The organism is Halobellus rufus (assembly GCF_000739575.1).
GTDB classification, from domain to species: Archaea; Halobacteriota; Halobacteria; order Halobacteriales; family Haloferacaceae; genus Haloquadratum; species Haloquadratum rufum.
In genome coordinates, this window is the sequence record NZ_BBJO01000009.1 from 77157 (window position 1) to 102045 (window position 24889).

The 24889-nt window shown below is 68.8% G+C and carries 24 protein-coding genes and 1 pseudogene; 17 read left to right on the forward strand and 8 right to left on the reverse strand.

All coding sequences use genetic code 11. From position 1 onward, the window contains the following. Window positions 1-9 precede the first annotated feature (9 nt). On the forward strand, window positions 10-1179 hold the full coding sequence (locus tag ACP99_RS05040) for a poly-gamma-glutamate biosynthesis protein PgsC/CapC (RefSeq protein WP_049985544.1): 1170 nt from the start codon (window positions 10-12) through the stop codon (window positions 1177-1179). Continuing rightward, window positions 1176-2771: a Mur ligase gene (locus ACP99_RS05045; RefSeq protein WP_081927149.1), complete on the forward strand. Its 1596-nt coding sequence runs from the start codon at window positions 1176-1178 to the stop codon at window positions 2769-2771. The genes ACP99_RS05040 and ACP99_RS05045 overlap by 4 nt, the downstream gene beginning before the upstream one ends. Before the next feature lie 33 nt (window positions 2772-2804). On the opposite strand, the gene ACP99_RS05050 is transcribed toward ACP99_RS05045, so the two are convergent. After that, the gene (locus ACP99_RS05050) at window positions 2805-3101 is read right to left on the reverse strand and encodes a hypothetical protein (RefSeq protein ID WP_049985545.1); all 297 of its coding nucleotides are present in this window, start codon (window positions 3099-3101) and stop codon (window positions 2805-2807) included. A 131-nt stretch (window positions 3102-3232) separates the two neighbouring features. Between ACP99_RS05050 and ACP99_RS05055 the strand changes: the two genes are divergently transcribed. From ACP99_RS05055 to argF, 9 genes are all read left to right on the forward strand, one after another. Beyond that, complete coding sequence (locus ACP99_RS05055) at window positions 3233-4447, forward strand: argininosuccinate synthase (RefSeq protein ID WP_049985546.1); 1215 nt, start codon at window positions 3233-3235, stop codon at window positions 4445-4447. 3 nt (window positions 4448-4450) lie between these two features. Beyond that, window positions 4451-5932, forward strand: a complete 1482-nt coding sequence (argH, locus tag ACP99_RS05060; RefSeq protein ID WP_049985547.1) for an argininosuccinate lyase — start codon at window positions 4451-4453, stop codon at window positions 5930-5932. A 204-nt stretch (window positions 5933-6136) separates the two neighbouring features. Beyond that, entirely contained in the window at window positions 6137-6316 is a 180-nt protein-coding gene (gene lysW, locus ACP99_RS05065; RefSeq protein ID WP_049985548.1) for a lysine biosynthesis protein LysW, read from the forward strand. 1 nt (window position 6317) lies between these two features. After that, entirely contained in the window at window positions 6318-7190 is an 873-nt protein-coding gene (lysX, locus tag ACP99_RS05070; protein WP_049985549.1) for a lysine biosynthesis protein LysX, read from the forward strand. Continuing rightward, window positions 7187-8263, forward strand: a complete 1077-nt coding sequence (gene argC / locus ACP99_RS05075) for an N-acetyl-gamma-glutamyl-phosphate reductase (RefSeq protein WP_049985550.1) — start codon at window positions 7187-7189, stop codon at window positions 8261-8263. Before lysX ends, argC begins: the two co-directional genes overlap by 4 nt. A gap of 34 nt (window positions 8264-8297) precedes the next feature. Further along, the gene (locus ACP99_RS05080; protein WP_049985551.1) at window positions 8298-9284 is read left to right on the forward strand and encodes an acetylglutamate/acetylaminoadipate kinase; all 987 of its coding nucleotides are present in this window, start codon (window positions 8298-8300) and stop codon (window positions 9282-9284) included. Continuing rightward, window positions 9281-10420, forward strand: coding sequence for an aspartate aminotransferase family protein (locus ACP99_RS05085; protein ID WP_049985552.1), 1140 nt, complete (start codon window positions 9281-9283; stop codon window positions 10418-10420). The genes ACP99_RS05080 and ACP99_RS05085 overlap by 4 nt, the downstream gene beginning before the upstream one ends. Next, on the forward strand, window positions 10417-11565 hold the full coding sequence (locus tag ACP99_RS05090) for a [LysW]-lysine hydrolase (RefSeq protein ID WP_049985553.1): 1149 nt from the start codon (window positions 10417-10419) through the stop codon (window positions 11563-11565). Before ACP99_RS05085 ends, ACP99_RS05090 begins: the two co-directional genes overlap by 4 nt. Window positions 11566-11571: 6 nt before the next feature. Continuing rightward, a complete protein-coding gene (gene argF, locus ACP99_RS05095; RefSeq protein ID WP_049985554.1) occupies window positions 11572-12471 on the forward strand; it encodes an ornithine carbamoyltransferase in 900 nt (299 codons plus the stop codon). Window positions 12472-12522: 51 nt separating this feature from the next. Here argF and ACP99_RS05100 read toward each other — a convergent pair whose 3' ends face one another. The 3 genes from ACP99_RS05100 to ACP99_RS05110 form a co-directional block, all read right to left on the reverse strand. Continuing rightward, entirely contained in the window at window positions 12523-13506 is a 984-nt protein-coding gene (locus ACP99_RS05100; protein WP_049985555.1) for a calcium/sodium antiporter, read from the reverse strand. Window positions 13507-13533: 27 nt separating this feature from the next. Further along, the gene (locus ACP99_RS05105) at window positions 13534-15630 is read right to left on the reverse strand and encodes a hypothetical protein (RefSeq protein WP_049985556.1); all 2097 of its coding nucleotides are present in this window, start codon (window positions 15628-15630) and stop codon (window positions 13534-13536) included. Window positions 15631-15695: 65 nt separating this feature from the next. Next, the gene (locus ACP99_RS05110) at window positions 15696-16157 is read right to left on the reverse strand and encodes a DUF6789 family protein (protein ID WP_049985557.1); all 462 of its coding nucleotides are present in this window, start codon (window positions 16155-16157) and stop codon (window positions 15696-15698) included. Window positions 16158-16389: 232 nt separating this feature from the next. Here ACP99_RS05110 and ACP99_RS05115 point away from each other — a divergent pair. Together ACP99_RS05115 and ACP99_RS05120 are read left to right on the forward strand one after the other, a co-directional pair. Further along, window positions 16390-18497: pseudogene (locus tag ACP99_RS05115) on the forward strand (ATP-dependent DNA helicase). A gap of 99 nt (window positions 18498-18596) precedes the next feature. After that, the gene (locus tag ACP99_RS05120) at window positions 18597-19991 is read left to right on the forward strand and encodes a cytochrome P450 (protein ID WP_049985558.1); all 1395 of its coding nucleotides are present in this window, start codon (window positions 18597-18599) and stop codon (window positions 19989-19991) included. A gap of 26 nt (window positions 19992-20017) precedes the next feature. On the opposite strand, the gene ACP99_RS05125 is transcribed toward ACP99_RS05120, so the two are convergent. Continuing rightward, a complete protein-coding gene (locus ACP99_RS05125; protein ID WP_049985559.1) occupies window positions 20018-20557 on the reverse strand; it encodes a 2'-5' RNA ligase family protein in 540 nt (179 codons plus the stop codon). Window positions 20558-20597: 40 nt separating this feature from the next. Then, window positions 20598-20807 (reverse strand): DUF7554 family protein, encoded by a 210-nt coding sequence (locus ACP99_RS05130; protein WP_049985560.1) that lies wholly within the window; start codon window positions 20805-20807, stop codon window positions 20598-20600. 125 nt (window positions 20808-20932) lie between these two features. On the opposite strand from ACP99_RS05130, the gene ACP99_RS20795 reads away from it, so the two are divergent. The 4 genes from ACP99_RS20795 (at window position 20933) to ACP99_RS20395 (ending at window position 23076) form a co-directional block, all read left to right on the forward strand. After that, window positions 20933-21145: a hypothetical protein gene (locus ACP99_RS20795; protein ID WP_231554216.1), complete on the forward strand. Its 213-nt coding sequence runs from the start codon at window positions 20933-20935 to the stop codon at window positions 21143-21145. 342 nt (window positions 21146-21487) lie between these two features. Beyond that, a complete protein-coding gene (locus ACP99_RS05140; RefSeq protein ID WP_049985561.1) occupies window positions 21488-22663 on the forward strand; it encodes an SPFH domain-containing protein in 1176 nt (391 codons plus the stop codon). A 72-nt stretch (window positions 22664-22735) separates the two neighbouring features. After that, a complete protein-coding gene (locus ACP99_RS20390) occupies window positions 22736-22891 on the forward strand; it encodes a hypothetical protein (RefSeq protein ID WP_197052356.1) in 156 nt (51 codons plus the stop codon). Between the two features lie 26 nt (window positions 22892-22917). Continuing rightward, window positions 22918-23076 carry a hypothetical protein gene (locus ACP99_RS20395; RefSeq protein ID WP_197052357.1) on the forward strand — a complete coding sequence of 53 codons (159 nt, stop codon included), beginning with the start codon at window positions 22918-22920 and terminating at the stop codon, window positions 23074-23076. A 15-nt stretch (window positions 23077-23091) separates the two neighbouring features. Here the strand turns inward: ACP99_RS20395 and ACP99_RS05145 are convergent, their stop codons facing one another. Next, window positions 23092-23535: a universal stress protein gene (locus ACP99_RS05145; RefSeq protein WP_049985562.1), complete on the reverse strand. Its 444-nt coding sequence runs from the start codon at window positions 23533-23535 to the stop codon at window positions 23092-23094. Next, a complete protein-coding gene (locus ACP99_RS05150; RefSeq protein ID WP_049985563.1) occupies window positions 23536-24648 on the reverse strand; it encodes a sulfite exporter TauE/SafE family protein in 1113 nt (370 codons plus the stop codon). Between the last annotated feature and the right edge of the window lie 241 nt (window positions 24649-24889).

Consider the following 24889-nt stretch of genomic DNA (forward strand, 5'->3'; position numbering starts at 1 on the left):
CGTGCCTCTATGATCGTCGCCGTCGCCATCACCGCCGCGGGCGTCTTCGCCGTCGGAGTCATCACGCAGCTCTTCGGCTACCGACTCGGGGGGACGATCACGATCCCGGTGCTGGCGGTCTACACGCTGAAGGACGCGATGATGCTCCCGATATTCGCTCTCAGTACGGTACTGGCGTACGTCGGGCTCTGGCTCGCGAAGCACCGGACGCTGATCTACGGCCGCGACGAACTGCTCGTCTCGATGGCCGTCGGGAGCGCCGTGCCTCTCGTCCTGTTGGTCGTCTTGGGGAACTTCCTCTCGGAGTCGCTCCGGAGCGTCGTCTTCATCGGAAGCATCCTTCCGGGGCTGGCGGCGTACAACTACCACCAGATCAAACCGCAGTTCCGCCGCTGGGACCTCGTGACGACCGTCGTCCTCCTCGTCGCGCTCGTCGCGTTGGGGTGGACGCTCGTCGCGCCGCGGTTCGCCGACACCCTCGGTACGCTGACGCCGCTCGTTCTCTACAGCCCCACGGCGGACGTCGCGGTGCTCCGCGGGGCGGTCCTCGACGGCGACCTCTATCCGCCGATCGTCTCGAGGCCCATCGCGATCGGCCTGTTCGTCATCGGGATCTTCCTCTCCGAGCGGATCCGGAGCCGTTACGGCGTTCGCACGGGGCTCTTGGCGATGGCGCTGCTGTCGATCTACGCCCTCGCCAACGTGTGGCTCGTCGGGCTGTATCTCCTGGTGCTGGCGCTCGCGTACCTCGGACTCCGAGTAGTCCACCGCCGCACGCTGCTGTACGGGCGGGTGCTGGTTGCGACCGCGACGACGACGGCGCTCCTCGTCGTCGTGCCGCTGGTGCTGTTGCTTCCCGTGACCCGCGGGCTCTCGGCGTACTTCGTGGCGATCCTCGCCGGCGTCAACGCCTACAGCTGGCACGTGACCGCGCCGACGCAGCGCCGCCTGTTCGTCCCGCTGCAGCTCGGTGCCTTCCTCTCGCTGATCGCGCTCGGGCAGGCGGTGAGCCTGTTCCGCCCGGACCTCGTGCCGCGCTCGCTGGGGCTCCCGGCGCTCCTCGGCTGCGCCGTGGTCGCGCTCGGTTGCATCGCTCTCGCCGAGCGGCAGGTCGTCGCACTCCCGGATCGAGACGCGGTCTTCGAGGCGTCGATCCTCTCCGGCGGTGGTGACGCGTGATCGAACAGGGCTACTTCGAGGTCCGTCCGACCGAGGGGGGATGGGGGTGGTGGCTCCACGACGGCGAGGTCGACCTCGCCGTCAGCCCCGAGCGGTACGCGGACGCGAAGGCGGCGCGCCGGGCCATCGACGCGGTCAGAGACGCCACCGCCGAGATCGAGTGCGTCTCCGACTTCGAGTTCGCCGCGGACCACTCCGCGGAGGAGCGACCGCAGCTTCGGATCCGCGGCGAGGCCGACCTCCACGTATTCGAGTGGCGGCTCCAGCGCGAGGGGTCCGTGCTGGCGATGCCGGGGTACACGTATCCCTCCCGCGAGAGCGTCGCCGAGGCCGCCGAGCGGTTCCGCGAACTCGCCACGGGATCGGTCCCGGTGTATCTCACCGCGGACGCCGAGACGCCCCCCGAACCCGACCCCTTCTACGTCGGCAAGGGTCGGCTCCGGGACCGATTGCGATCGCTCTTGACGCTCGGTCGTCGGCACCGCCGGTTCCTCGACAGTATCGACACCCGGATCGTCGTCTCGGGAATCCGCGGGAAGTCCTCGACGGTCCGGCGGCTCGACGATGTGTTCAACCGACGCGGCTACGACGTCCTCACGAAGATGACGGGGAATCACCCGACGCTCGTCCGGAACGGCGAGGTGATCCCCATCGACCGCCCGGGTCCGTACACGACGCTGTACGAGAACATCAACGTGCTCCGGGAGTTCGCGCCGGCGCTGGACTCCTACACCCCCGAGGACGTGGCGATCTTCGAGAACCAGGGCATCACCGAGTACACGACGCGGCTGTTCAACGAGCGCTTCGTCGAACCGCACGTCGTCGTGCTCGCGAACGTCAGGCAGGACCACCAGGACACGCTCGGGAAGACGCGGCGGGAGATCGCCCGCGCGTTCGCCCGAACGATCCCCCCGGACACGACGGTCGTGAGCGGGGAACTGCACCCGTTGCTCCACGAGTATATGGCGGCCGAGATCGAGCAGGCGGGCGCGACGCTGACGCAGGTGCAGATCCCGCCGACCCAGCGCGATCGGATCGGGGCCGAGACGGTGTACGCCGTCAACGAGGTCCTCCGCGCGTTGGACATGGACCCGGTCCCGGAGGCCCAACTCAACGAGTACCTCGACGCGATCCAGCCCGAGTGGACGCAGGTCCCGAACGGGCGGGTGTTCAACGGGGCCGAGATCAACGACATCGAGAGCACCGAGGCGATCCGCCGGGCGCTGGCGGGGGAGGAGCGCATCCTCCCGTTCGTCTACCTGCGGGCGGATCGCCGCTCTCGCACGGCGTCGTTCGCCACCTACCTGAACACGCTGGCGGACCGGGGACTCATCGAGCGGGCGCGGGCCGGCGGCGCGTTCACCGACGTGTTCGCCGCCAACGTGGACGTGCCGGTGACGACGCACGACCGCGAGGAGGACGCCGGCGACGTGCTCGAGGAGATGCTCGCGGCGGATCTGCCGGTGATGCTGATGGGCAACACCGTCGACGACTTCATGCGCGACATCGAGACCGAGATCGCGGTGCGCGCGCAGGAGGCCGCGATCGAAGACACGCCGGAGGCATTGTCGCCCGCTCGCCCGGAGCCGTAGTCCGCGAGACGCGCGTCGCGTTCGCCCGGCCGGTCAGAAGCCGTAGTCTCGCTTCTCGTGCTGGACGCTCACCCACTTCGCGCGGGTGAACTCGTGGAGCACCTCGTCGGCGTTGTACTGGCCGATCCCCGACGCGCCGACGCCGCCGAATCTCGAAAACGTTTTATGCGCCGCTTCGGTTTCACACTCACAATGACGCGGCTCTCTCGGATGCGCGCTCGCGCCCCGTCGAGAGCCGCGACTGCGGTCGTCTCGGCTCCCGAAACTCCGATTCTCGCCGAGTCGACCGACGCCGCGCGGCGACCGCGACGACGGGCCCTGTAGGCCCACTATTACCTTATCCCCTCGTCGTACCGAATCAACTCACAAGCGAGTAGCGTCTCTATAGGCATTGCTGCGATTTAATTTCTAAACTTTAAACCGTGTAATTTATACGGTTGAGCGTTTGATTCGGAGATATAATGACAAGCGTGGCACTCGCGTTCTCGGGCGGCCTCGACACGACAGTCTGCGTCTCGCTCCTGCAGGAGGAGTACGGCTACGACGAAGTCGTCGGCGTCACCGTCGACGTGGGGCAACCCGAATCCGAGTTCGAGGAGGCACAGGAGACCGCCGACGCGCACGGGCTGGACCTGCACGTCGTCGACGCGAAAGACGAGTTCGCCGACCTCTGTTTCGACTCCGTGCGCGCGAACGCGACGTACCAGGGCTACCCGCTCGGCACGGCGCTGGCGCGCCCGGTCATCGCGAACGCGATCCTCGAGGTCGCCGAGGAGGAGGGCTGTGACGCCCTCGCGCACGGCTGCACCGGCAAGGGCAACGACCAACTCCGCTTCGAGGTCGTCTGGCGCGCCTCCGACCTCGACGTGATCGCCCCCGTCCGCGAACTGGAACTCACGCGCGAGTGGGAGCAGCAGTACGCCGAGGAGCACGACCTGCCGGTTCAGTCCGGCAACTCCGGCGTCTGGTCGATCGACACGAACCTCTGGAGCCGCTCGGTCGAGGGCGGCCAGCTCGAAGACCCCGGCTACGTGCCCCCGGAGGACATCTACGAGTGGACCGATGACCCCGCGAACGCCACCGAGACCGAGTTGGTGGAGATCACCTTCGAGGACGGCTACCCCGTCGCGCTCGACGGCGAGGAACTGTCGCCGACTGAGCTCATCAGCGCGCTCAACGAACAGGCCGGCAAGCACGGCGTCGGTCGCACGGATATGATGGAAGACCGTATGCTCGGGCTGAAGGTCCGCGAGAACTACGAGCACCCCGCGGCGACGACGCTTCTCACCGCCCACGAGGCGCTCGAACAGCTCGTACTCACGAAAGACGAGCGCGACTTCAAGCGCTCGATCGACGCCGAGTGGGCCCAGAAGGGCTACGAGGGGCTCGTCGACCACCCGCTCGTCGGTGCCCTGGAGGGCTTCATCGACGAGACCCAGACGCGCGTCACCGGCACGGTCACGATCAAGTTCCAGGGCGGGCAGGCCCGCCCGGTCGCCCGCGAGTCGGAGTACGCCGCCTACTCCGAGGACGCGGCCTCGTTCAACACCTCCGGCGTCGGCGACATCACCCAGCAGGACGCGACGGGCGTCGCGAAGTACCACGGGTTCCAGTCGCGCCTCGCGAACGCCGCCATCGACGCCGCCGAGGGCGACGACGAAGGCGACTGGGAGTGAACGATGACGGGCGAAGATGCTGACCACGACGAAGGCCATTCGGGCGTCGTCCGCCGCGACCGCTTCAGCGGCGGCCCCGCCCGCGGTTTCATGTCGAGCCTCGCGGCCGACGAGCGCATCTTCGCCGCCGACCTCGCCGTCGACCGCGCGCACGTGGTGATGCTCGCCGAGCAGGGCATCGTCGCCGACGACGTCGCCGGCGAGATCCTCGCCGCGCTCGACGACGTCGAGTCCGCGGGCCACGGCGCACTCCCCGACGGCGAGGACGTCCACGAAGCCATCGAAACGGGCGTCGTCGAGCGCGTCGGCCCCGACGGCGGGAAGATGCACACCGCGCGCAGCCGCAACGACGAGGTCGCCGCGTGCATCCGCTACCGCCTGCGCGCGGACCTCCTCGACGCGATCGAGGCGACGCTCGCACTGCGGGAGGCGCTCGTCGACGTCGCCGCCGAGCACGTCGACACGGTGATGCCCGGCTACACGCACCTCCAGCCCGCCCAGCCGACCACGGTCGCGCACTTCCTTCTCTCGTACGAGTCGGCGTTCGCCCGCGACACCGCGCGCCTGTTGGACGCCTACGGCCGGACGAACCAGTCGCCGCTCGGCGGGGCCGCCTTCGCGGGCACGCCGTTCGACATCGACCGCGAGCGCACCGCCGAACTGCTCGGCTTCGAGGGCGTCGTGGCGAACTCGATGGACGCCTCCGCCGGTCGCGACTTCCTCGCGGAGTCGACGGCGGCGCTGACGACGCACGCGACGACGCTGTCGGGGTTAGCAGAAGATCTCGTGATCTTCGCGAACAAGGGCTTCGTCGACCTCGCGGACGAGTACTCCTCGACGTCGTCGATCATGCCGCAGAAGGTCAACCCCGACACCCTCGAACTCGTCCGCGCGGTCGCGGGCGACGCCGTCGGCGGCCTCTCCGGCCTCCTCACGACGCTGAAAGGGCTCCCGCGCGCGTACAACCGCGACCTCCAGCGCGCGACGCCGCACGCTTGGGAGACCGTCGACGCGGTCTCGGAGGCAACCGCGGTCGTCGCGGGCGCGGTCGCCACCGCCGAGTGGCCCGAGGAGACGCTCGAAGCGGCCGCGGGCGACGGCTTCTCGACGGCGACGGGCGTCGCCGACGCCCTGGCGATGGCCGGGGTCCCGTTCCGCACGGCCCACGAGGTGCTCGCGGCGGCCGCCGAGCGCGCCGACGGCGAGACGCCCGACCTCGCAACACTTGACGCGGTCGCAGCCGACGTGCTCGGCGAGTCCCTCTTCGAGTACGTGAGCCGCGAGCGCGTCGAGGCCGCGCTCGATCCGGTCGAGAGCGTCGCCAGCCGGGATTCTCTCGGCGGTCCGGCCCCGGCGGCGGTCGCCGCCCAGATCGGCGACGCCGAGGCGGCACTCGACGCCGACCGCGACGCCTACGACGCTCGCAGCGGCGCGCTGGACGCCGCCGCGGCGACCCTTCGGACGGAGGTGGACCGGTATGTCTGAGCCGCGAGCGGATCCGCCGTCGCCGCCGCGTCGGCGGGCGCGGCTGCGACGGTCCCCACCCGGGGACGTTCATATATGAAATCAGACATCGATTTCACACGGGCTGTTCGTTCGACTGTTTTACGCCGATAGTGGTACCGCTACTCGGGTAATTTATCCGACAACTTCGATGGGTTTAAGGTGGCTCCTCGCCCACCAACTGGTATGGCAGAGACCATCACCGCAGAAGACCCGCTGACCGGAGAAGAGATCGAGATCCCCGCCGACGTCGAGGTCGGCGAAATCGTCGACAGCCCCGCGACCGGCGCGGAGCTGGAGGTCGTATCGGTCGATCCGATCACACTCGAAGAGGCCCCCGAGCTCGAAGAGGACTGGGGCGAATAAGATGAAGGTTGGGCTGCTCTACTCCCGGATCCGCAAGGACGAGAAGCTCCTCCTCACGGAGCTGCGCGACCGCGGCCACGAGGTGGAGAAGATCGACGTCCGGAAAGAGCAGTTCAACATCGCTGAACCGCCGGAGTCGTTCGAGGGATGCGATATCGTGGTCGACCGCTGTCTGTCGACGAGCCGCAGCCTGTACACCACGCAGTTCCTCGACGCCTACGGCATTCCCGTCGTCAACAGCGCCCACACCGCGGACGTCTGCGCGGACAAGGTGAAAAACAGCCTCGCGCTTGAACGCGCCGGCGTCCCGACGCCGAACACGGAAGTCGCCTTCACCGTCGAATCCGCGATGGAGACGATCGAGAAGTTCGGCTACCCCTGCGTCCTCAAGCCCGTCGTGGGCTCGTGGGGCCGCCTGATGGCGAAAGTCGATTCACCGTCGGCCGCTGAGGCCATCCTCGAACACAAGGCGACGCTCGGCCACTACCAGCACAAGGTGTTCTACGTCCAGGAGTTCGTCGAGAAGCCCGGCCGCGACATCCGCGTGCTGGCCGCCGACGGCGAACCGATCGCCGCGGAGACGCGCTCGTCGGACCACTGGCTGACCAACGCCGCGAAGGGCGGCGAAGTGGCCGAGTTCGAGCTCGACGATCGCGCGAAAGAACTCGTCGCGGCCGCCTCCGACGCCGTCGGCGGCGGACTGCTCGGGATCGACCTGATGGAGACCGGATCGGACTACACGGTTCACGAGGTCAACCACAACGTGGAGTTCAAGGCGCTGAACGAAGCCGTCGACCTGGACGTTCCCGGTGCAGTCGTCGACTGGCTCGAATCGAAAGCCGAACAAGCCACCGGGACTGAAGCAGCCGTATGAGTACTTCCCACACGGACCCGGACGCCGGAGACGACGCGGCCTACACCGCCGCCGTCGTCGGCGGCTCCGGCTTCACCGGCGGCGAACTCCTCCGCCTGCTGTATCAACACCCCGAGTTCGACGTCGTGCAGGCGACCAGCCGCTCGAAGGAGCGCAAGACCGTCGGCCACGTCCACCCGAACCTCCGCGAGATGGACCTCCGCTTCACCTCGCCGGAGGAACTCGAATCCGTCGACGTGCTCTTCGCGGCGACGCCGCACGGCGTCTCGATGGAGCACATCGACGCGTTCCAAGACGCCGCCGACACCGTCGTCGACCTCTCGGCGGACTTCCGCCTCGACACCGAGGAACAGTACGACGAGTGGTACGACGGTCACGTCTGTCCCGAGTACCTGGAGAAATCGGAGTACGCTCTCCCCGAGATAAACAGAGCAAACCTCCCCGGAGCCGACCTGATCGCCTCCGGCGGCTGCAACGCCACCGCGACGATCCTCGGGCTGAAGCCGCTCTTCGACGCGGGCATCCTGGAGGGCGACGAACAGGCCGTCGTCGACGTGAAGGTCGGCTCCTCGGAGGGTGGAGCCGGCGGCGGCGACGCCTCCAGCCACCCCGAGCGCTCGGGTATCGTCCGCCCGTACGCGCCGACGGGTCACCGGCACGAGGCCGAGATCGAGCAGTTCCTCGGCCTCTCCGTGTCGTTCACCGTTCACGCGGTCGACATGACCCGCGGCGCGAGCGCGACCTGTCACCTCTTCCCGAGTTCGCCCGTCTCGAAGGGCGACCTCTGGAAGGCCTACCGCGATGCCTACGCCGACGAGCCGTTTATGCGGACCGTCGCCGGCGGTGGCGGCGTCTACCGCTACCCCGAGCCGAAGGCCGTCGCCGGGACCAACTACGGCGAGGTCGGCTTCGAGGTCGACCCTGGGAACAGGAGACTCGTCGTCTTCTCGGCGATCGACAATATGATGAAGGGCTCGGCCGGACAGGCCGTCCACGCGGCGAACGTCGCGCTCGGCATCGAGGAGACCGCCGGCTTGGAGTTCACCGGGCTTCACCCGGTCGGCGCGCCCTGACGACTACCGACTCACACGCACCACGAAGACACGTATGACCACCGAACCCACCACACACGACGACGCACGCGACGCCCGCCAGACGCAGCAGTACGACGACGGGGCGGCGCGACCGCTCCGAACCGACGGCGGTGAGGAGTCGCTCCCGCCGGTCGTCGTGAAGGTCGGCGGCGCGCGCGCGGTCGACCCCGCGGGCGCGGTCGAGGACGTCGCCGAACTCGTCGCGTCGGGTCGGAAGGTCGTCGTCGTCCACGGCGGCTCGACCGCCGTCGACGACACGCTCGAAGAGCTCGGCGAGGAGCCGACGTACGTCGAGACGCCGAGCGGCGTCGTCGGGCGCTTCACCGACGAGCGCACGATGGAGGTGTTCTCGATGGTGATGCCCGGGAAGCTCAACACCGACCTCACCGTCACCCTCCGCGCCGCCGGGGTCGACGCGCTCGGCCTCTCGGGCGTCGACGGCGGCTTGCTTTCCGGCCCGCGCAAGTCGGCCGTGCGCGTCGTCGAGGACGGCAAGAAGAAGATCAAGCGCGGCGACCACTCGGGGAAGATCACCGACGTGAACGGCGACCTCCTCGAGACGCTCCTTTCGGACGGCTACACGCCGGTCGTCACCGTGCCGATGCTCGCCGACGACGGCGTCGCGGTCAACGCCGACGCCGACCGCGCGGCCGCCGCCGTCGCGGGCGCGCTCGGCGCGGAACTGGTCGTCCTCACCGACGTCGCCGGCGTCTACGCCGACCCCGACGACGCGTCGACGCTGATCGAGTCGGTCGTGACCCCCGCGGACTTTGATACACTGAAAGACGCCGCTGAAGGGTTTATGACCAAGAAGGTGATGGCGGCGAAGGAGGCGCTCGACGGCGGCGCGGTGACGGTCATCGTCGCCGACGCCAACGCCGACGATCCGATCCTCGCGGCGCTGGACGGCGGCGGGACGCACATCCACGCCAGCGCGGTCGCTGAGCCCGCAGACGAGACCGACGCTGACGACGCCGACGAGACGGAGGTGACACAATGAGCGGCGGCTTCGTCTTCTCGGAGAAGCCGATTCAGATCGAGTCCGGCGAGGGCGCGTACCTCTACGGAACCGACGGCACGGAGTACCTCGACTTCGGGGCCTCCTACGCCGTCGCGTCGCTCGGACACTCCCACCCGGCCGTCACCGAGGCGATTCAAGAGCAGGCCGCGAAACTGACCTACGTGCAGGCGTCGTACCCGGTCGAGGTCCGCACCGAACTGTACGAGAAACTCGCGGCGCTCGCGCCCGGCGACATCGAGAACGTCTGGCTGTGTAACTCCGGGACCGAGGCCAACGAGGCGGCGATGAAGTTCGCCCGCGCGGCGACCGGCCGCTCGAAGATCGTCGCGACCAAGCGCGGCTTCCACGGCCGGACGATGGGCGCGCTCGCGATGACGTGGAAAGACAAGTACAAGAAGCCGTTCGAGCCGCTGGCCGGCGGCGTCGAGTTCGTCCCCTACGGCGACGAGGAGGCGCTCGCGGAGGCCGTCGACGACGAGACCGCCGCGCTGTTCTTAGAGCCCGTGCAGGGCGAGGGCGGGATCCACCCCGCGACGGCGGAGTACCTCGAACGCGCCCGCGAGGTGACCGACGACGCGGGCGCGGCGCTCGTCTTCGACGAGATCCAGACCGGAGTCGGTCGCACCGGCAACCTCTGGGCCTGCGAGGGCGTCGGCGTCGAACCCGACATCCTCACGTCGGCGAAGGGCATCGCCAACGGCCTGCCGCTGGGCGCGACGCTCGTGAAAGACTGGATCGCCGAGAACCCCGGCGACCACGGGTCGACGTTCTCCGGCGGCCCCGTCGTCTGCGCCGCGGCCAACGCCACGCTCGATACGATCGTCGACGAGGACGTGCCCGGCCACGCCGCACAGGTCGGCGAGTACCTGCGGAGCGAACTCGAAGCGGCGACTGAGGAGTACGACCTTCCCGTCCGCGAAGTCCGCGGCGAAGGGCTGATGATCGGCATTCAGGTCAAGCGCGGCGCGAACCGCGTGTTGAAGAACCTCGCGCTCTCCGAGCAGGTGCTCGCGCTCCCGGCCGGTCGGACGGTCGTCCGCCTGCTCCCGCCGCTGACTATCGACGAGAGCCACGCCGACCAGTTCGTCGACTCCCTCGCGGAGGTGCTGGGATGAGCGCCGAACTCGACGACGAGGAGGTCGCCGAGGGCGAGTCGGTCCCGGCGAGCGAGGGCAACGCCGTCGGCTTCGCGATGAACCACGGCGTCTTCGACGTCGAAGAGGATCTCACCGAGGGACTGACCGAGGCGCAGACGCTGCTCGTGGACCTCGTCTCGATCCCGTCGCCCTCCGGCGAGGAGGCGGCGGCCGCAGCGCGGCTGAAGGCCTTCTTCGAGGCGCACGACCGCGAGGTGTGGATCGACGACGCCGGCAACGTCCGCGCGCCCGCCGACGACTCGGTGCTTCTCACCTCCCACATCGACACCGTGCCCGGCGACGTCCCGGTGAAGATCGAGAACGGCGTGCTCTGGGGCCGCGGCAGCGTCGACGCCACCGGCCCGCTGGCAGCCATGGCCGTCGCGGCCGTCGAGACCGGCGTCTCCTTCGCGGGCGTGGTCCGCGAGGAGACCGGCTCGAACGGCGCGTGGCACCTCGTCGAGGACCGCGAGCAGCCCGCTGCCGTGATCAACGGCGAGCCCTCCGGTTGGGACGGAATCACGCTCGGCTACCGCGGCTTCCTCTCGGGCACGTACGTCTCGACGAGCGAACTGGGTCACTCCTCGCGACCCGAGGACAACGCGATCCAATCGGCGGTCAACTGGTGGTCGAGCGTCGCGGAGTTCTTCGACGAGGACGAGTCCGACGGCGTCTTCGACACCGTGACGACCAAGCCGGTCCGCTTCGACGGCGGCCCGACGGAGGACGGTCTCGCGGTCGAGGCGACCGTCGACGTGCAGTTCCGCGTTCCGCCGAAGTACACCATCGACGACGTCCGCGAGGTCGCGGAGGGCGAACTGGTACAGGGCGGCGTCCACTGGGAGAAGCCGATCCCGCCGGTGATGACGAGCCCCCGCACGGAGGTCGCCCGCGCGTTCCGCGTGGCGATTCGGCAGGCGGGCGGCGAGCCGCGGCTGCTCAGGAAGACCGGGACCAGCGACATGAACATCTTCGCCGGCGCGTGGGACTGCCCGATGGCGACCTACGGACCCGGCGACTCGGATCTGGACCACGCCCCGAACGAACACCTCGACCTCGCGGAGTACGACAGCGCGATCGACGTGCTCGTCGACGTCTGCGAGCGCCTGCAGAGCCAGGAGTGAGACAGGATGCTCGAAACCGACCACTTCCTCGACATCGACGACCTGACGACCGACGAACTGGAGACGGTCCTCGACCGCGCGGCAGCGATCAAAGCCGGCGAGGACGACACCCGACTGCCCGATCAGACGCTCGGGATGCTCTTCGAGAAGCCGAGCACCCGAACGCGGATCTCCTTCGAGACCGGGATGACCCAACTCGGCGGCCACGCAATCTTCCTCGGTCCCGAGGACATCCAACTCGGGCACGGCGAGCCGCTGTCTGACACCTCCCGCGTCCTCTCGCGGTACGTCGACGCCGTGATGGCGCGGCTGTTCGACCACGGGGACCTGATCGAGATCGCCGAGTACTCGGACGTCCCGGTGGTCAACGGCCTCACAGACGACGCGCATCCCTGTCAGACGCTCGCGGACCTGCTCACGATCAAGGAGGCCTTCGGCGGCTTCGACGACGTGCGGGTCGCGTGGGTCGGCGACGGCAACAACGTCGGCCAGTCGCTCGTCATCGGCGCGGCGATGGTCGGCCTCGACCTGACCATTTCGACGCCCGACACCTACGGGATGGACGACGCGGTCCTCGAACAGGCCGCGGAGTTGGGTCACGAGCCGACGATCGTCGACGACCCGAAAGCCGCCGTCGACGACGCCGACGTCGTCTACACCGACGTCTGGATCTCGATGGGCCAGGAGGACCAACGCCACGAGAAGCTCGCGGCGTTCGACGGCTACCAGGTGAACGAGCGGCTGCTCGCCGACTCCGACGCGCAGGTGATGCACTGTCTGCCCGCCCACCGCGGCGAGGAGATCACCGGCGACGTCCTCGAGTCCGAGCGCTCGCTCGTCTGGGACCAGGCGGAGAACCGCCTGCACGCCCAGAAGGGCCTGCTCGTCGAACTGCTCGACGCCTGAGCGGTCGCGGCTTCCTCCCGACTCTCCGTCGCCGGAGGGTCTCGCTTCTTCTCATCCGATCGCGCCGAACAGACCCAGAACCCAACGGACGACCTCAGAGCCCGCGAGCAGCCCGCCTTCGAGGCGGGAGAGCGCTCGGCCCGTCCACAGCGCGGCGACCAGCAGGACCGTAATCGCGACCAGCCACGCCAGCGTTTCGAGCGCGGCGGGGCTCGTCGCGAGCGGACGAACGAGGGCGGCAACCCCCAGAATCCCGGTGACGTTGAGGACGTTGCTCCCGATGACGTTTCCGACCGAGACGCCGACGCTCCCCCTCGTGACGGCCACCAGCGAGACCGCGAACTCCGGCGTCGAGGTCCCCGCCGCGACGATCGTCCCGCCGATGACCCACTCGGAGATGCCAGCGCTGCGGGCCAACTCAGAGGCGGCCAGAACCAGGAAGTCACCGCTCACGAGCACGATCGCCAGCCCGGCGACGAACGCGATCGCGTCCCGGCCGCGAACCGACGCTCGACCGGTCGCGAGCGGAACCGCCTCGCCCGGCTCTCGCGGTCGGTTCTCCGCCGCGGATTCGCCTCGCGCCGCTCGAAGCAGATAGCCCGTGTACGCGACGAACGCGAGCGCGAGTACGGCTCCCTCGACTCTCGTGACCCGCAGATCGGATATGACGACCGCGCCGAGGAGCGCGCTCCCCAGCAGCGCCGCGCCGTCGCGCCGGACGAGCGAGTCGGCGATCGGAAGCACTCTGATAAGCGAGAGAACGCCCAGGATGAACGCCACGTTGTAGATGTTCGACCCGAGGACGTTTCCGACGGCGATGTCGCCCGTCCCCTTGAGCGCGGCGTCGACCGACACGGCAAGTTCGGGCATCGAGGTCCCCAGTGCCACGATCGTCAACCCGACCGTGAGTTCCGAGAGACCGAAGCGCCGGGCCAATCGGACGCCGGCGTCGGTCAGGAGCCGCGCGCCGATCCACAGCCCAAGCACTGTCAGGAGAATCACGCCGACCTGTGCGGCCGGGGTCCCGACGATCATCGTCCCAAGAGAGCCGCGACTGCACAATCAATGTTCGGTGGTGTCGCCTCGGTCGGATCTGCGGGCGCGGACCGCGATTGCGATCCCGGTCGCGAGGACGCCCGCAACCGCGCTCATCGCTCCGAAGCCAGGTGTACCGGCGTCGGTCCCGCCCTCGATGCGCTCGGTCACCGTCACTTGCAGCGGCTCCGCAGACCCGTTCTCGACGCCGAAGGCGTAGGTCCCGGGCTCGTCGAGCCGGACGTCGGTCTCGACCGTCGACGACTCGCCGGCGTCGAGGCGGACCGTTCGCGTCTCGAACGCGTCGCCGCCCCGGGTGAACGCGAGGTCGACCTCGCCGGGGTAGTCGGCGTCGTTTTCGACGACAACCGAGAGCCTGACGGACTCGCCTGCGGGCAGATCCGTGCGGTTCGCCGTCAGGTTCGAGACTCGCGGCGTCGCCGGTTCGCGAACATCGACGCGTAGCGTCGCGTCGCCGACGGAGACGACGTGGGACCCTCGCTGCTCGAACGTGTGCTCGAAGGTGAGCCGGGCGGACCCGTCGGGGTCGAGCCGTCCCGACCGCGCCGACAGGGGCTCGTCGTCGACGCGGAGTGTCGCCTCGAAGTCGCCGCTCCCGCCCACGTTGGTCGCGACGACGTCGAAGGCCAGCCGCTCGCCGGGGACGAGCGTGACGGCGTTTCCGGCGGCGTCGACGGACCGGTTCCGGTACGGACCAGCGACGCGCACGGCGTCGGCGTCCGTCGCGAGCGCGTACGTCACCCGCGTCGGCACCGATCCCTCGCCGAACGCCTCGCGGTGCGCCGTGGCGTTCCACATCGCGGGGCGGTCCGTCGTGGTCGTGTAGCGCTCGCCGAGACGAGCGACGTCGTCGCCGCCGGTCGCGCGGAGGTGCGAGCGGACGTCCGCCGCCGACACGTCTCCGTCGGCGTTCATCCGGCGGAACACGTCTTCGAGCGACGCGTCGCCGTCGCTGGCCAGCCGGATCCGGCGGTCGAGTTCGCCGGCGACGAGCGCGCCGACGTAGTAGTTCGCGTTCCGCCGCCACGTGTCGGGTTCGGCCATCACCGAGCCGTCGTAGTCGCCCTCGCCGTCGTCGAGTCGCGCGCGGAACGTCTCGTAGTCGATCCGCTCTCGTTCGAGCGACAGCAGCGCGGCGTAGTAGACGGCGCTGGCCTCGGTGAACCACCGCGCGTCGTCGGCCGCGACGTATCCCTGTCTCGTGTGGACGTACTCGTGCAGCCAGACGTTGTTCGCCTCGTCGAGGCGCTCGAAGTCGCGGACCCACACGTCGGAGCCGCCGGTGTGGACCCCCCGGACGCCCCACTGTAAGCCCTCCGGCGTCGGCGCGGCGACGACGAAGACGGTCTCGTCGCGGTCGCCCACCCGGAGGCGATCGGCGGCGTCGTCGAACGCCGCGAACAGCTCCTCGGGCGGCTCTTCGAGTTCGGCGGCCTCGGGGACGATCAGCCGGAAGGTCTGGCCGTGGGCGGTGTGGGTGTACTCCTCGTGCGGGCCGAGGAATGCGATCCTCGTCCCGACCGCGCCCGACTCGGCCTCCGTCGACCGGTCGAGTCCGACCTCGCCGCTGCCCGTCCACGACCAACTGTGGGCGGTCCCCGGCCGCGTGACGAGCGCCCACTCGCCGACGTCGGCGAACGTCAACCGCCCGGGGCCGCCGATCGGCCCGGTCTGCTCGACGGTCCGGTTCGCCGCCATCCGATAGTCGATGCTCGGGCGCTCGGTGGTCCCGTCCCACTCGTACGTCCGCCCGTCCACGCGGTCGAAGCCCGACGCGGACGCGACGGTCGACTCGGGCGGGAGCGTCACCTCGAGCCCCCGGAGCCGGTCCGGCAGGCGGTAGCTGTGCGTGACGCCGTAGACGCCGGGGTCGTCGGGGAGGAGTCGCAACCGCTGGGTGAGTTCGACGTGCGAGTCGGACGCGGACGTCGAGGTCAGAACGACGCCGGTCGAGGAGACGGGGGCGGTCTCGGTCTCGCTCTCACTGACCGCTGCTGTGCCGTCGGGAGCGAACGCGGTCGCCGCCGCCGACGCGGCACCGACGCCCGACGCCAGAACCAGCAGTCCGACGAGCAGACACGCCGTTCGCGACCCCCGACCCATAGGGGGTCGTCGGACGTGACGGTGATGAGCGTGTCGCCTCAGTCGTTCGATCCTCCGTTACTCGCTTAGGGGCGCAGCGCCGCGTACACGACCCCGAGCACCGCGCCGTAGACGACGTGTCCGACGAGGCTCATCACGCTCACGTTCGGCAGCGACGGGTTCGCCGGGGAGCCGACCGCGGAGAGCCAGACCGGCATCACGAGGACGGCGAGGACGACCCAGAGCACGACGCCGTAACCGACGCCGAGGGCGGCGCTCCTCGCGGTCGTCGACGCTCCGCGCGTCGATGCGATGGCGGCGAAGACGACGCCCAGCACCGCCCCGTGAGCGACGTGGACCGCGAACCCCGCGGTCCCGCCCGAGAGGAAGTACATCGACGGGATCGCGACCTCGATGACGGGACGCATCTGCATCACCATCAGCGCGCCCATCACGATTCCCGCGACGACCCCGGCGGCGACGCCGTGCTGCCACGCGTTCTGTTCGCTCTGTGCCACTCTCTCCGTCGTACTCGTTTCGGTTCCCATAGCGGGGACGACCGCGCCCACCCGAATAACGGCATCTCGGCGGCGCGTTCCGGACGCACGGGACCGGCGTCTATATGTTGGTTGGTAGCATAGTTCGTACGGACCTGAATCGACCGCCCAACGCGTCCGAGCCTTTTAATCGCAGGAGGGCCCAGAGACCACCGTGTCGACGACCGAGGAGTACGAGCGGTTCTTCCCCTACGAGGAGCCGTACCCGAACCAGCGCTCGGCGATGGCCGAGATCGCCGAGGCGCTCGACGACGAGCGCGACGTCCTCCTGGAGGGCGCGCCGGGGACCGGCAAGACGCTCTCGGCGCTCGTGCCGGCGCTGGAGTACGCCCGCCGGACGGACAAGACGGTCGTCATCACGACCAACGTCCACCAGCAGATGCGGCAGTTCGTCGCGGACGCCGCGCGATCACCCGCGAGGAGCCGCTGCGGGCGGTCGTCTTCAAGGGCAAGTCCTCGATGTGCCACATCGACGTCGAGTACCAAGAGTGTCAGACGCTGCGGGACACGACGCGGACGCTCGTCGAGAAGGAGGGAGAGCGCGCCGAACTGAACGAGCAGGCGGAGGCGCTCCTCGATCGGATCCGCGAGGGGGCCGAGGGCGCGGGCGAGGCCCGAAGCTCCGTGACCGACGAACTCGACGCCGTCGAGTCTGAACTCGAAGAGCTCCGCGACGGCAACGTCTGCGAGCACTACTACAACAACCTCACCGCGAGCAACGACGAGTTCTTCGAGTGGCTCTTCGACGACGTGCGAACGCCCGAGGAGATCTACGAGTACGCCGACCAGCGACAGCTCTGCGGGTACGAGCTACTGAAAGAGGGGATGGAGGCGGTCGACCTCGTCGTCTGCAACTACCACCACCTGCTGGATCCGAACATCCGCGAACAGTTCTTCCGCTGGCTCGGTCGCGAGCCGGAGGAGGTCGTCACCGTCTTCGACGAGGCGCACAACATCGAGTCGGCCGCGCGCGACCACGCGAGCCGCTCGCTCACCGAGAACACGCTCGAAGAGGCGCTCGCCGAACTCGACGACGCCGACGATTCCCGCGCGGACGCCGCCGAGAACGTTCTCTCGGCGTTCCTCGGCGCGCTGCGCGCGACGTACGACGACGCGCTCGGCTTCGGCGAGCGCGAGCAGGTCGGCGACGACTGGCACGATCTCACGATCGCGAACTCGGACCGGAGAGACGACCTGACGCTCGCGTTCCTCGAACGCTACGAGGGCCGCGGCATCGACACGGAGGTCGATCTCGCCTTACAGCTCGGACGGACGCTCGACCGGGAGTACGAGGAGGCGTACAAGGAGGGCCGCTCGACGACGCGCTCGGAGTGTCAGACCCTGCAGGCCGCGGAGTTCATCGCGGCGTGGATGGCCGACGGCGCGAAGCTCGGCCAGCACCCGATGTGTTCGGTGCGGCGCGACGGCGGCACCGACGAGGTGTACGGCCGCGCCGAGTTGTACACCTGCATCCCGCGGGAGGTGACCGAGACGCTCTTCGAGGAGGTCCACGCGAGCGTCCTGATGTCGGCGACGCTGCGGCCCTTCGACGTCGCCGCCGACGTGCTGGGGCTCGACGACCCGGCGACGATGGCCTACGGCCTCGAATACCCCGAGGACCGCCGCCGGACGCTGGCGGTGGAGGCTCCAGCGCTGTTCAGTTCCGAGCGGTCGAACCCGGAGACGCAGACGGCCGTCGCGGACGTGCTGGCGGACGCGACGCGCTTCACCCCGGGGAACGCGCTCCTGTTTTTCCCCTCCTACGCCGAGGCCGAGCGCTACCACGACCGACTGCGCGGGCGCGCGGACGTCCCGAGCGACCTGCTGCTCGACGGCTCGGACGTCGACACCGAGTCGCTGCGGCAGTCCTTCGTCGAGAGCGACGACGCGACGCTCTTTACCTCCCTGTGGGGGACGCTCGCGGAGGGCGTGAGCTTCGACGGCGACGACGCCCGGACGGTCGCGGTCGTCGGCGTGCCGTATCCGCACCTCTCCGAGCGGATGGAGGCGATTCAGGACGCCTACGACCGCGCGTACGACGACCGGAAGGAAGCGGGCTGGCGCTACGCGGTCGAGATTCCGACGATCCGGAAGACGCGGCAGGCGCTCGGTCGCGTGATCCGCGCGCCCGACGACTTCGGTGTCCGACTACTCGTCGACAAGCGATACACTCAGAAGAGCGTCGAGATGGGGAAGTACGGCGTCCGCGAGAGTTTCCCGCGGGAGGAGCGGCTGGAACTCGTCGACGTCGCCCCCGAGAAGCTGAAGTTCTCGATGCTGAACTTCTACGCCGACCTCGACGCCTACGAGGGAGAGCCGCCGCGCCCCTGAGGGGGACACCGATCGGTCGCCGTCGCGGTCGCTGTGATCGGTCCGGGCCCCACCGAATCGGCCGAACGCCTCATATTCGTGCAAACCAACTCCCTCCCGATGCGCGCCACGCCCCCCGGCCCCGCGGGCGTTCCGGTGTTCGGCAACAGCCGACAGTACGCCCGGGACCCGTTCACGTTCCTCGCGAGCGTCGAAGCCGCCTACGGCGACGTCGCACAGTTCGACCTCGGCCCGCTCGAAACGTACCTGCTCGGAAACCCCCGCGACATCGAGCGCGTGCTGGTCACCGACGCCGCGAAGTACAGCAAGCCCGACTTCCAGGACGACGCCATCGGAACGCTGCTCGGCGACGGCCTGCTGCTCAGCGAGGGCGAGACGTGGCGTCGGCAGCGCCAACTCGCCCAGCCCGCGTTCGCCCCGGACCGGATCGCCGCGATGGGCGACGTCATCGCCCGCCACACCGAGGGGATGCTCGCCGACTGGGAGGACGGCGACGTCCGCGACGTCCACCTCGATATGGCCCGCGTCACCGTCCGCATCATCGTCGAGGCGATGTTCGGCTCGCGGTTGACCGACGAGCAGACGCGGCGCGTGCAGGAGAACCTCGAACCGCTCGGCCGCCGGTTCGAGCCGAACCCCGCGCGGTTTCTCGTCCCCGACTGGGTGCCGACCCGCGAGAACCGCGCGTACCACGACTCCGTCGAGATTTTAGAGGGGATCATCGATGACGTCGTCGCGGAACGGCTCGGAACCGAGCGCGACCCCGCGGCGGACCCGGCGCACGACGCGCCGGTGGGAATGGCAGCCGACTCGGCAGCGGGGAACGACGAGCCGATGGACCTGCTCTCGATTCTCCTACGGGCCCGAGAACGCGGCGAGCAGACACAGAAACAGCTCCGCGACGAGCTGATGACGATGCTCTTGGCCGGTCACGACACGACCGCGCTGACGCTGACGTACGCGTGGTATCTCCTCTCTGAACACCCAACGGCCGAGGACCGACTCCACGAGGAACTCGCGGAGGTCTGCGGCGACGACCCGCCGACCGCCGCGGACGTCCGCGATCTCGACTACCTCGAACGCGTGATTCAGGAGTCGATGCGGCTGTACCCGCCGGTGTACGTCATCTTCCGCGAGCCGAAGATCGACGTCGAACTCGGCGGCTACCGGGTCCCGGAGGGGTCGGCGGTGATGCTCTCGCAGTGGGCGACGCACCGCTCCGAGCGGTGGTACGACGACCCCGAGGCGTTCGACCCCGACCGCTGGCTGCCCGAGCGACGCGCGGAGCGGCCTCGATTCGCGTACTTCCCGTTCGGCGGCGGGCCGCGCCACTGCATCGGCAAGCACCTCTCGATGCTGGAGGCGAAGCTGATCCTCGGGACCGTCGCCCAGCGCTACGAACTCGACTACGTCGGCGACGGCCCGCTCGAACTCCGCGGATCGCTGACGATGCACCCCGCCGACCCGATGGAGATGCGCCTGCGGGCGCGGTGAGCCGAGACGGCGCGTCACGCGGCCGCTCACCGCAGCGGTAGCCGCGCGGCGGCCTCGCGGTACCGCGAGTCCCAGACGTGCAACTCGGTGGCCGTCCACTCGATCGGATCGACCGACGTCCGCTCGACGAGGTCTTCGGCGTCGGCGACGCGACCGCCGCGGGCGAGCGTGACGTGCGGTACGTAGTCCCCGCCCTCGATTCCGGAGACGGTCCCGAACGACTCACAGAGCCGACGGTGCAGCGCGCGCAGGCCGTCGCTCTCGACGGCGAGGAAGACGACGGGGCCGGTCCCCCGCGCGGGCGTCTCGAAGTAGTCGAGACCGGTCACGCGGAGATCGATGCCGGCGGGGTCGCGCTGCCCTCCGGTGTCGTACTCGCGGAGCAGCGGGCGGAGCCGCTCTCGCAGCCGGGGCAGCGAGTCGGCGTCGTCGTCGAGCGTCGTATCGAAGCGCTTCGCGACGAGCGTGTGACGCTCGCGGATCCGCTCGAAGCGCGTCAGCTCCGGATGTAACTCCGAGGCGACGCGCTTGAGCTGTCCCGGCACGGGGACGTTCAGGCTGAACACGGACTGAAATGCGCGCTCGCCGGCCAAGAACGCTCGGACTTCAGATCCGATCGAGCAGCCACAAGACGATGAGAGCGATCACGGCTAGTCCGAGCAGCGGCCGGAGCGGCCCGAGTAGCTCCCCGAGAATCCCGAGAATACCGCCGATGACTTCGAGGACGAGCCAGAGCACGACGAGTACGAGGACGATCTTCAGGAGGTCCTCGACCTCTAGCGTGCCGCGGTCAGTATCGGGTATCGGGAGTCGCATAGCTACCTCGTCGTAGTCGCCCCTCAAGTGCCTTCGGGTGGCGACGGTGACCGTTCCGAACCGAGGAATGGGTCGATTTATCGGTTACAAGTATCTCCGGTGCGAACACTCTCGACGACGTAGCGATGCTCCTCGAAGAGACAACGGAGGTGAAGGCGTCACCCCGAGACGTGTTTCGCTTCTTCGAGACGATGGAGGCGAACTATCTGCGATGGCACCCGGATCACATCGCGTTCCGATGGATCGATGGCGCGGGGCTGAACGTTGGGTCGAAAGCCCGTTTCGAAGAGGAGATCGGCGGGAAGACACAGCGGAAACGGTCCGGTTCACCCGAGTAGATCCGGATCGGTACATCGAGTTCGAGCCGACGTCACGGTTCGTCCGGATTCTGATGCCACATATCAGCTTCACTATCTCCCCCCGTCCGGAGGGATGTGAACTCACGCAACGGATTCGGATCCGAACCGGACCGATCGGTGCGTGGCTCAACCGGAGAGAATTCGACGCCGTTCGGACGCATATGCGGGAGGAAGGGGAGAACCTGAAACGCATTCTCGAACGCGGTCCGTGATCGCGCCGAGTTCTGACTGGCTCGTGGCCAGCGCGGATCCGAAAACCCGATCGACGCATCCAGGCGATCCGCGGGACACCCTTAATGCCACAGCGTCACAAGGGCAGCTATGGCCAACGTCTTCCGCGAACTCGGCCGGCTCTCCACCCGCGGGCCGCCGGGCTGGCTCCTCCCGGTCGCGGCCGTCGTCGCCGCCCTCCTCGTCGCCGGCGTCCTCTTCGGCGGCAACCCGATGGCCGCCGTCGGTCTCGTCGTCCTCGCGCTGGCGATCGCGGCCGTCTACAGCGCCGTCGAGATCGTCGACGCTTACGACAAGGAGGCGCTGACGGTCTTCGGCGAGTACCGCAAACTGCTCGAACCGGGCCTCAACGTCATTCCGCCGTTCGTCTCGAAGACCTACGCGTTCGACATGCGGACGCAGACGCTCGACGTCCCCACGCAGGAGGCGATCACCCGCGACAACTCCCCGGTCGTCGCCGACGCCGTCGTCTACATCCGCGTGATGGACGCCAAGCGAGCGTTTCTGGAGGTCGACAACTATCGGCGCGCGGTGTCGAACCTCGCACAGACGACGCTGCGGGCCGTCCTCGGCGATATGGAACTCGACGACACGCTCTCGAAACGCGAGACGATCAACCGCCGGATCAACGAGGAACTCGACGAGCCGACCGACGAGTGGGGCATCCGCGTCGAGAGCGTCGAGGTCCGGAGCGTCAAGCCCAGCCCGGTCGTCGAGGACGCGATGGAGCAGCAGTCCTCCGCCGAGCGCCGCCGCCGCGCGATGATCCTCGAAGCGCAGGGCGAGCGCCGCTCGGCCGTCGAGCGGGCCGAGGGCGAGAAGCAGTCGAACATCATCCGCGCGCAGGGTGAAAAGCAGAGTCAGATCCTCGAAGCGCAGGGTGACGCCATCTCGACGGTGCTGCGCGCGAAGTCCGCCGAGTCGATGGGCGAGCGCGCGATCATCGACCGCGGCTTCGACGCGCTCACCCGGATAGGCACGTCGCCGTCGACGACGTACGTCCTCCCGCAGGAGCTCACGAGCCTGCTCGGCCGGTACGGCCGCGGGCTGACCGGTGCCGCCGTCCAGGAGTCCGCCGGGCTGGAGAGCCTCGATTTCGACGCCGACACGCGGGAACTCCTCGCTCTCGACGACGTCGACGAGATCCTCGCGGCGACCGACGGGGTCGAAGCATCCGCCTCGACCCGCTCCGAGACTGACCCCGACGAGCGCGTGGCCGACACCGACGTCGATCTGGACCTCGACCCGTCGACCGAAACGACGTAGCGACGATCCGGTATATCGAGACTCTACTGTTCGATCGTTACAATTATTCCCCGCCGTGCGTACGTGTGACGTATGAGCCACGAGCGTGACCCGGACCTAACCGGTGGCGGTCGACTCTCGCCGCCTCGCGAGCACGGCCTCTTCCAGCGCCTGCGCCGCCATCTCCGCGAGTGGCCCCGCCGGTACGTGGAGATGCGCGTTCGCGCGGTCGAAGATAGAAGCAGTTAGGTGGCCGCTCGCCGCAGCCTGTGTCAATGTCTGCGCTGCTTCACCTGGGATTCGAACATCCGAGCACGCTGTGGATCGCCGTCGCGTCCCTCCTCGCGTTCTTCGCGGGGCTCGCGATCAATCTCTACCGCACGCATCGGTCGGCAACGACCTCGGAGGCCGCCGCCGACTCCGAGTCTCGATAGCGCGCTGACTGTCGCTTACTCGCTTTCCGCGCCCTCGCGGACCGTCACGACCGGCACCGGCGCGTGACGGACGACTCGCTCGGTGACGCTGCCGATCAGGTACCGGTCGAGCCCCGTCCGGCTGTGCGTTCCCATCACGACGAGGTCGGCGTCCGTCCCGTCGATGGCGTCGACGATCTCGTCCTGCGGGATCCCGGTCACGACCGCCGTTTCGACCGGCACGTCGTCCGGGAGCCTCGCGGCCGTCTCCTCGACCGCCGCCGCGGCCCGGTCGCGCTCGGCTTCGTCCCACGCCTCCGGGGCCAGTCCGCTGCTCGGACTCTCGAACCTGTTGCGACTGTCGGCAACGGAGACGACGCGCACGGTCGCGCCCGTCGTGCTCGCGAGGTCGCCGGCGTGTCCCGCCGCCGCCAGCGACGCGTCGCTTCCGTCCGTCGGCAGGAGGATCGTCTCGTACATCTACGCGACCCCCGACGCCATCAGGAACAGCGCGATCGAAATGACCGCGAACAGGCCGCCGACGAAGGTCTTGATCGTCGACGTGGCGAGCGCGTTCGAGACGTAGGGCGCAATCTGTCCGCCGAGGACCGTCGCCGGGACGGTGAAGACGACCATATTCCAGGGCGTCGACGCCAGACTGAGGCTGTGGCCGCCGACGAGGCCGCCGCCGAAGACGTGGACGAGCGATGCCAGAATGGCCGTCAACGCGACCACGATGTGGTTGGTTCCGATCGCGACTCGCACGGGAACCTTCGTGCCGAGCATCGAGATGATCCCCAGTTCGCCGGCCCCGAATCCGGCGAGCCCCTGAAACGTCCCGCCGATGCTGTAGTTCGCGAAGCGGCGGAGGTAGCCGCCGCGGGTGTACACGTAGTCGTCGCCGTCGCGGTCGACGCGCGTCACCGTGCCTTCCGCGTCGGTTTCGACGCCCGCCGGACCGAGCTTGTCGTCGTCGTTCGGCAGGCTCCGGTGGCCGCCGTCGGTGGCCGCCGCCTCGTCGTGCTCCGCGTCGCTCTCCTCGGTCTCGTGGGAGAGGTCGGTCTTGAACAGCAGGAACGACGCCGCGAGCAGCGCCACGCCGAGCAGCGCGTGGAAGACCGGCTCGGGGATGATAAAGGAGAGGAGCGCGCCGGCGACGACGAACGGGACCGCGCCGCCGACGATGGTGGCCGCCAGTCGCCGGTCGACGAGTCCGTACTGGATGAACGCGATCGAGGAACTCGACAGCCCGAACGCCTCGCTGATCAGCCCGACCTTGACGATCGTCGCGGGATCGAGCGGAGCGGCGAAGAGGGGGTAGATGAATATCAGGAACGGCACGAAGATCGCCGAGCCGCTGATCCCGACGGTGTTGACGATCGTGGCCCCGAGCAGGAACGCCGGGAACAGCCACCAGTACTCCAGCCAGTACTCCGTCCACGAACTCTCTAAGACATACCCGAGGCCCGTCTCGGCGGGCGTCGGTGCACTGAGCAGCACACCCGTAACGAACGCGACCGGCGCGAGGAACACGAAGACGTGCTGATACCGCAGGAACGATCGCTGGACACGACTGTAGGACACTGATTTCATCGTTCTCCTGAGAGTTAGTTCTCGGCGGGAGTTACGGTCGCAAAACGGGCGTTTCTCGGGCATCGCAGTGCGGTACCGACGGCCGTCGCGGGCCGGCGGCCGTCGGAGTGTCGTCGAACCGACGGGCGAGGCGAACGGGGCATCTACGTGATTCCTCCCCGGGCGTCGCGGCGGGAGGTTCGATCGGTCATCCGGTCGACCACGTCGTCATCGAACATCGTAGCCGCCGGATAGCGACCTC

Coding starts and splice junctions, on each gene's coding strand:
- ACP99_RS05055 (WP_049985546.1), top strand. CDS start 3,233: ATGACAAGCGTGGCACTCGCGTTCTCGGGCGGCCTCGACACGACAGTC.
- ACP99_RS05105 (WP_049985556.1), bottom strand. CDS start 15,630: ATGGGTCGGGGGTCGCGAACGGCGTGTCTGCTCGTCGGACTGCTGGTT.
- ACP99_RS20395 (WP_197052357.1), top strand. CDS start 22,918: ATGTCTGCGCTGCTTCACCTGGGATTCGAACATCCGAGCACGCTGTGG.
- argH (WP_049985547.1), top strand. CDS start 4,451: ATGACGGGCGAAGATGCTGACCACGACGAAGGCCATTCGGGCGTCGTC.
- ACP99_RS05130 (WP_049985560.1), bottom strand. CDS start 20,807: ATGCGACTCCCGATACCCGATACTGACCGCGGCACGCTAGAGGTCGAG.
- ACP99_RS05100 (WP_049985555.1), bottom strand. CDS start 13,506: ATGATCGTCGGGACCCCGGCCGCACAGGTCGGCGTGATTCTCCTGACA.
- argC (WP_049985550.1), top strand. CDS start 7,187: ATGAGTACTTCCCACACGGACCCGGACGCCGGAGACGACGCGGCCTAC.
- ACP99_RS20795 (WP_231554216.1), top strand. CDS start 20,933: ATGCTCCTCGAAGAGACAACGGAGGTGAAGGCGTCACCCCGAGACGTG.
- ACP99_RS05145 (WP_049985562.1), bottom strand. CDS start 23,535: ATGTACGAGACGATCCTCCTGCCGACGGACGGAAGCGACGCGTCGCTG.
- ACP99_RS20390 (WP_197052356.1), top strand. CDS start 22,736: ATGAGCCACGAGCGTGACCCGGACCTAACCGGTGGCGGTCGACTCTCG.
- ACP99_RS05040 (WP_049985544.1), top strand. CDS start 10: ATGATCGTCGCCGTCGCCATCACCGCCGCGGGCGTCTTCGCCGTCGGA.
- ACP99_RS05080 (WP_049985551.1), top strand. CDS start 8,298: ATGACCACCGAACCCACCACACACGACGACGCACGCGACGCCCGCCAG.
- ACP99_RS05085 (WP_049985552.1), top strand. CDS start 9,281: ATGAGCGGCGGCTTCGTCTTCTCGGAGAAGCCGATTCAGATCGAGTCC.
- ACP99_RS05140 (WP_049985561.1), top strand. CDS start 21,488: ATGGCCAACGTCTTCCGCGAACTCGGCCGGCTCTCCACCCGCGGGCCG.
- argF (WP_049985554.1), top strand. CDS start 11,572: ATGCTCGAAACCGACCACTTCCTCGACATCGACGACCTGACGACCGAC.
- lysX (WP_049985549.1), top strand. CDS start 6,318: ATGAAGGTTGGGCTGCTCTACTCCCGGATCCGCAAGGACGAGAAGCTC.
- ACP99_RS05090 (WP_049985553.1), top strand. CDS start 10,417: ATGAGCGCCGAACTCGACGACGAGGAGGTCGCCGAGGGCGAGTCGGTC.
- lysW (WP_049985548.1), top strand. CDS start 6,137: ATGGCAGAGACCATCACCGCAGAAGACCCGCTGACCGGAGAAGAGATC.
- ACP99_RS05150 (WP_049985563.1), bottom strand. CDS start 24,648: ATGAAATCAGTGTCCTACAGTCGTGTCCAGCGATCGTTCCTGCGGTAT.
- ACP99_RS05110 (WP_049985557.1), bottom strand. CDS start 16,157: ATGGGAACCGAAACGAGTACGACGGAGAGAGTGGCACAGAGCGAACAG.
- ACP99_RS05120 (WP_049985558.1), top strand. CDS start 18,597: ATGCGCGCCACGCCCCCCGGCCCCGCGGGCGTTCCGGTGTTCGGCAAC.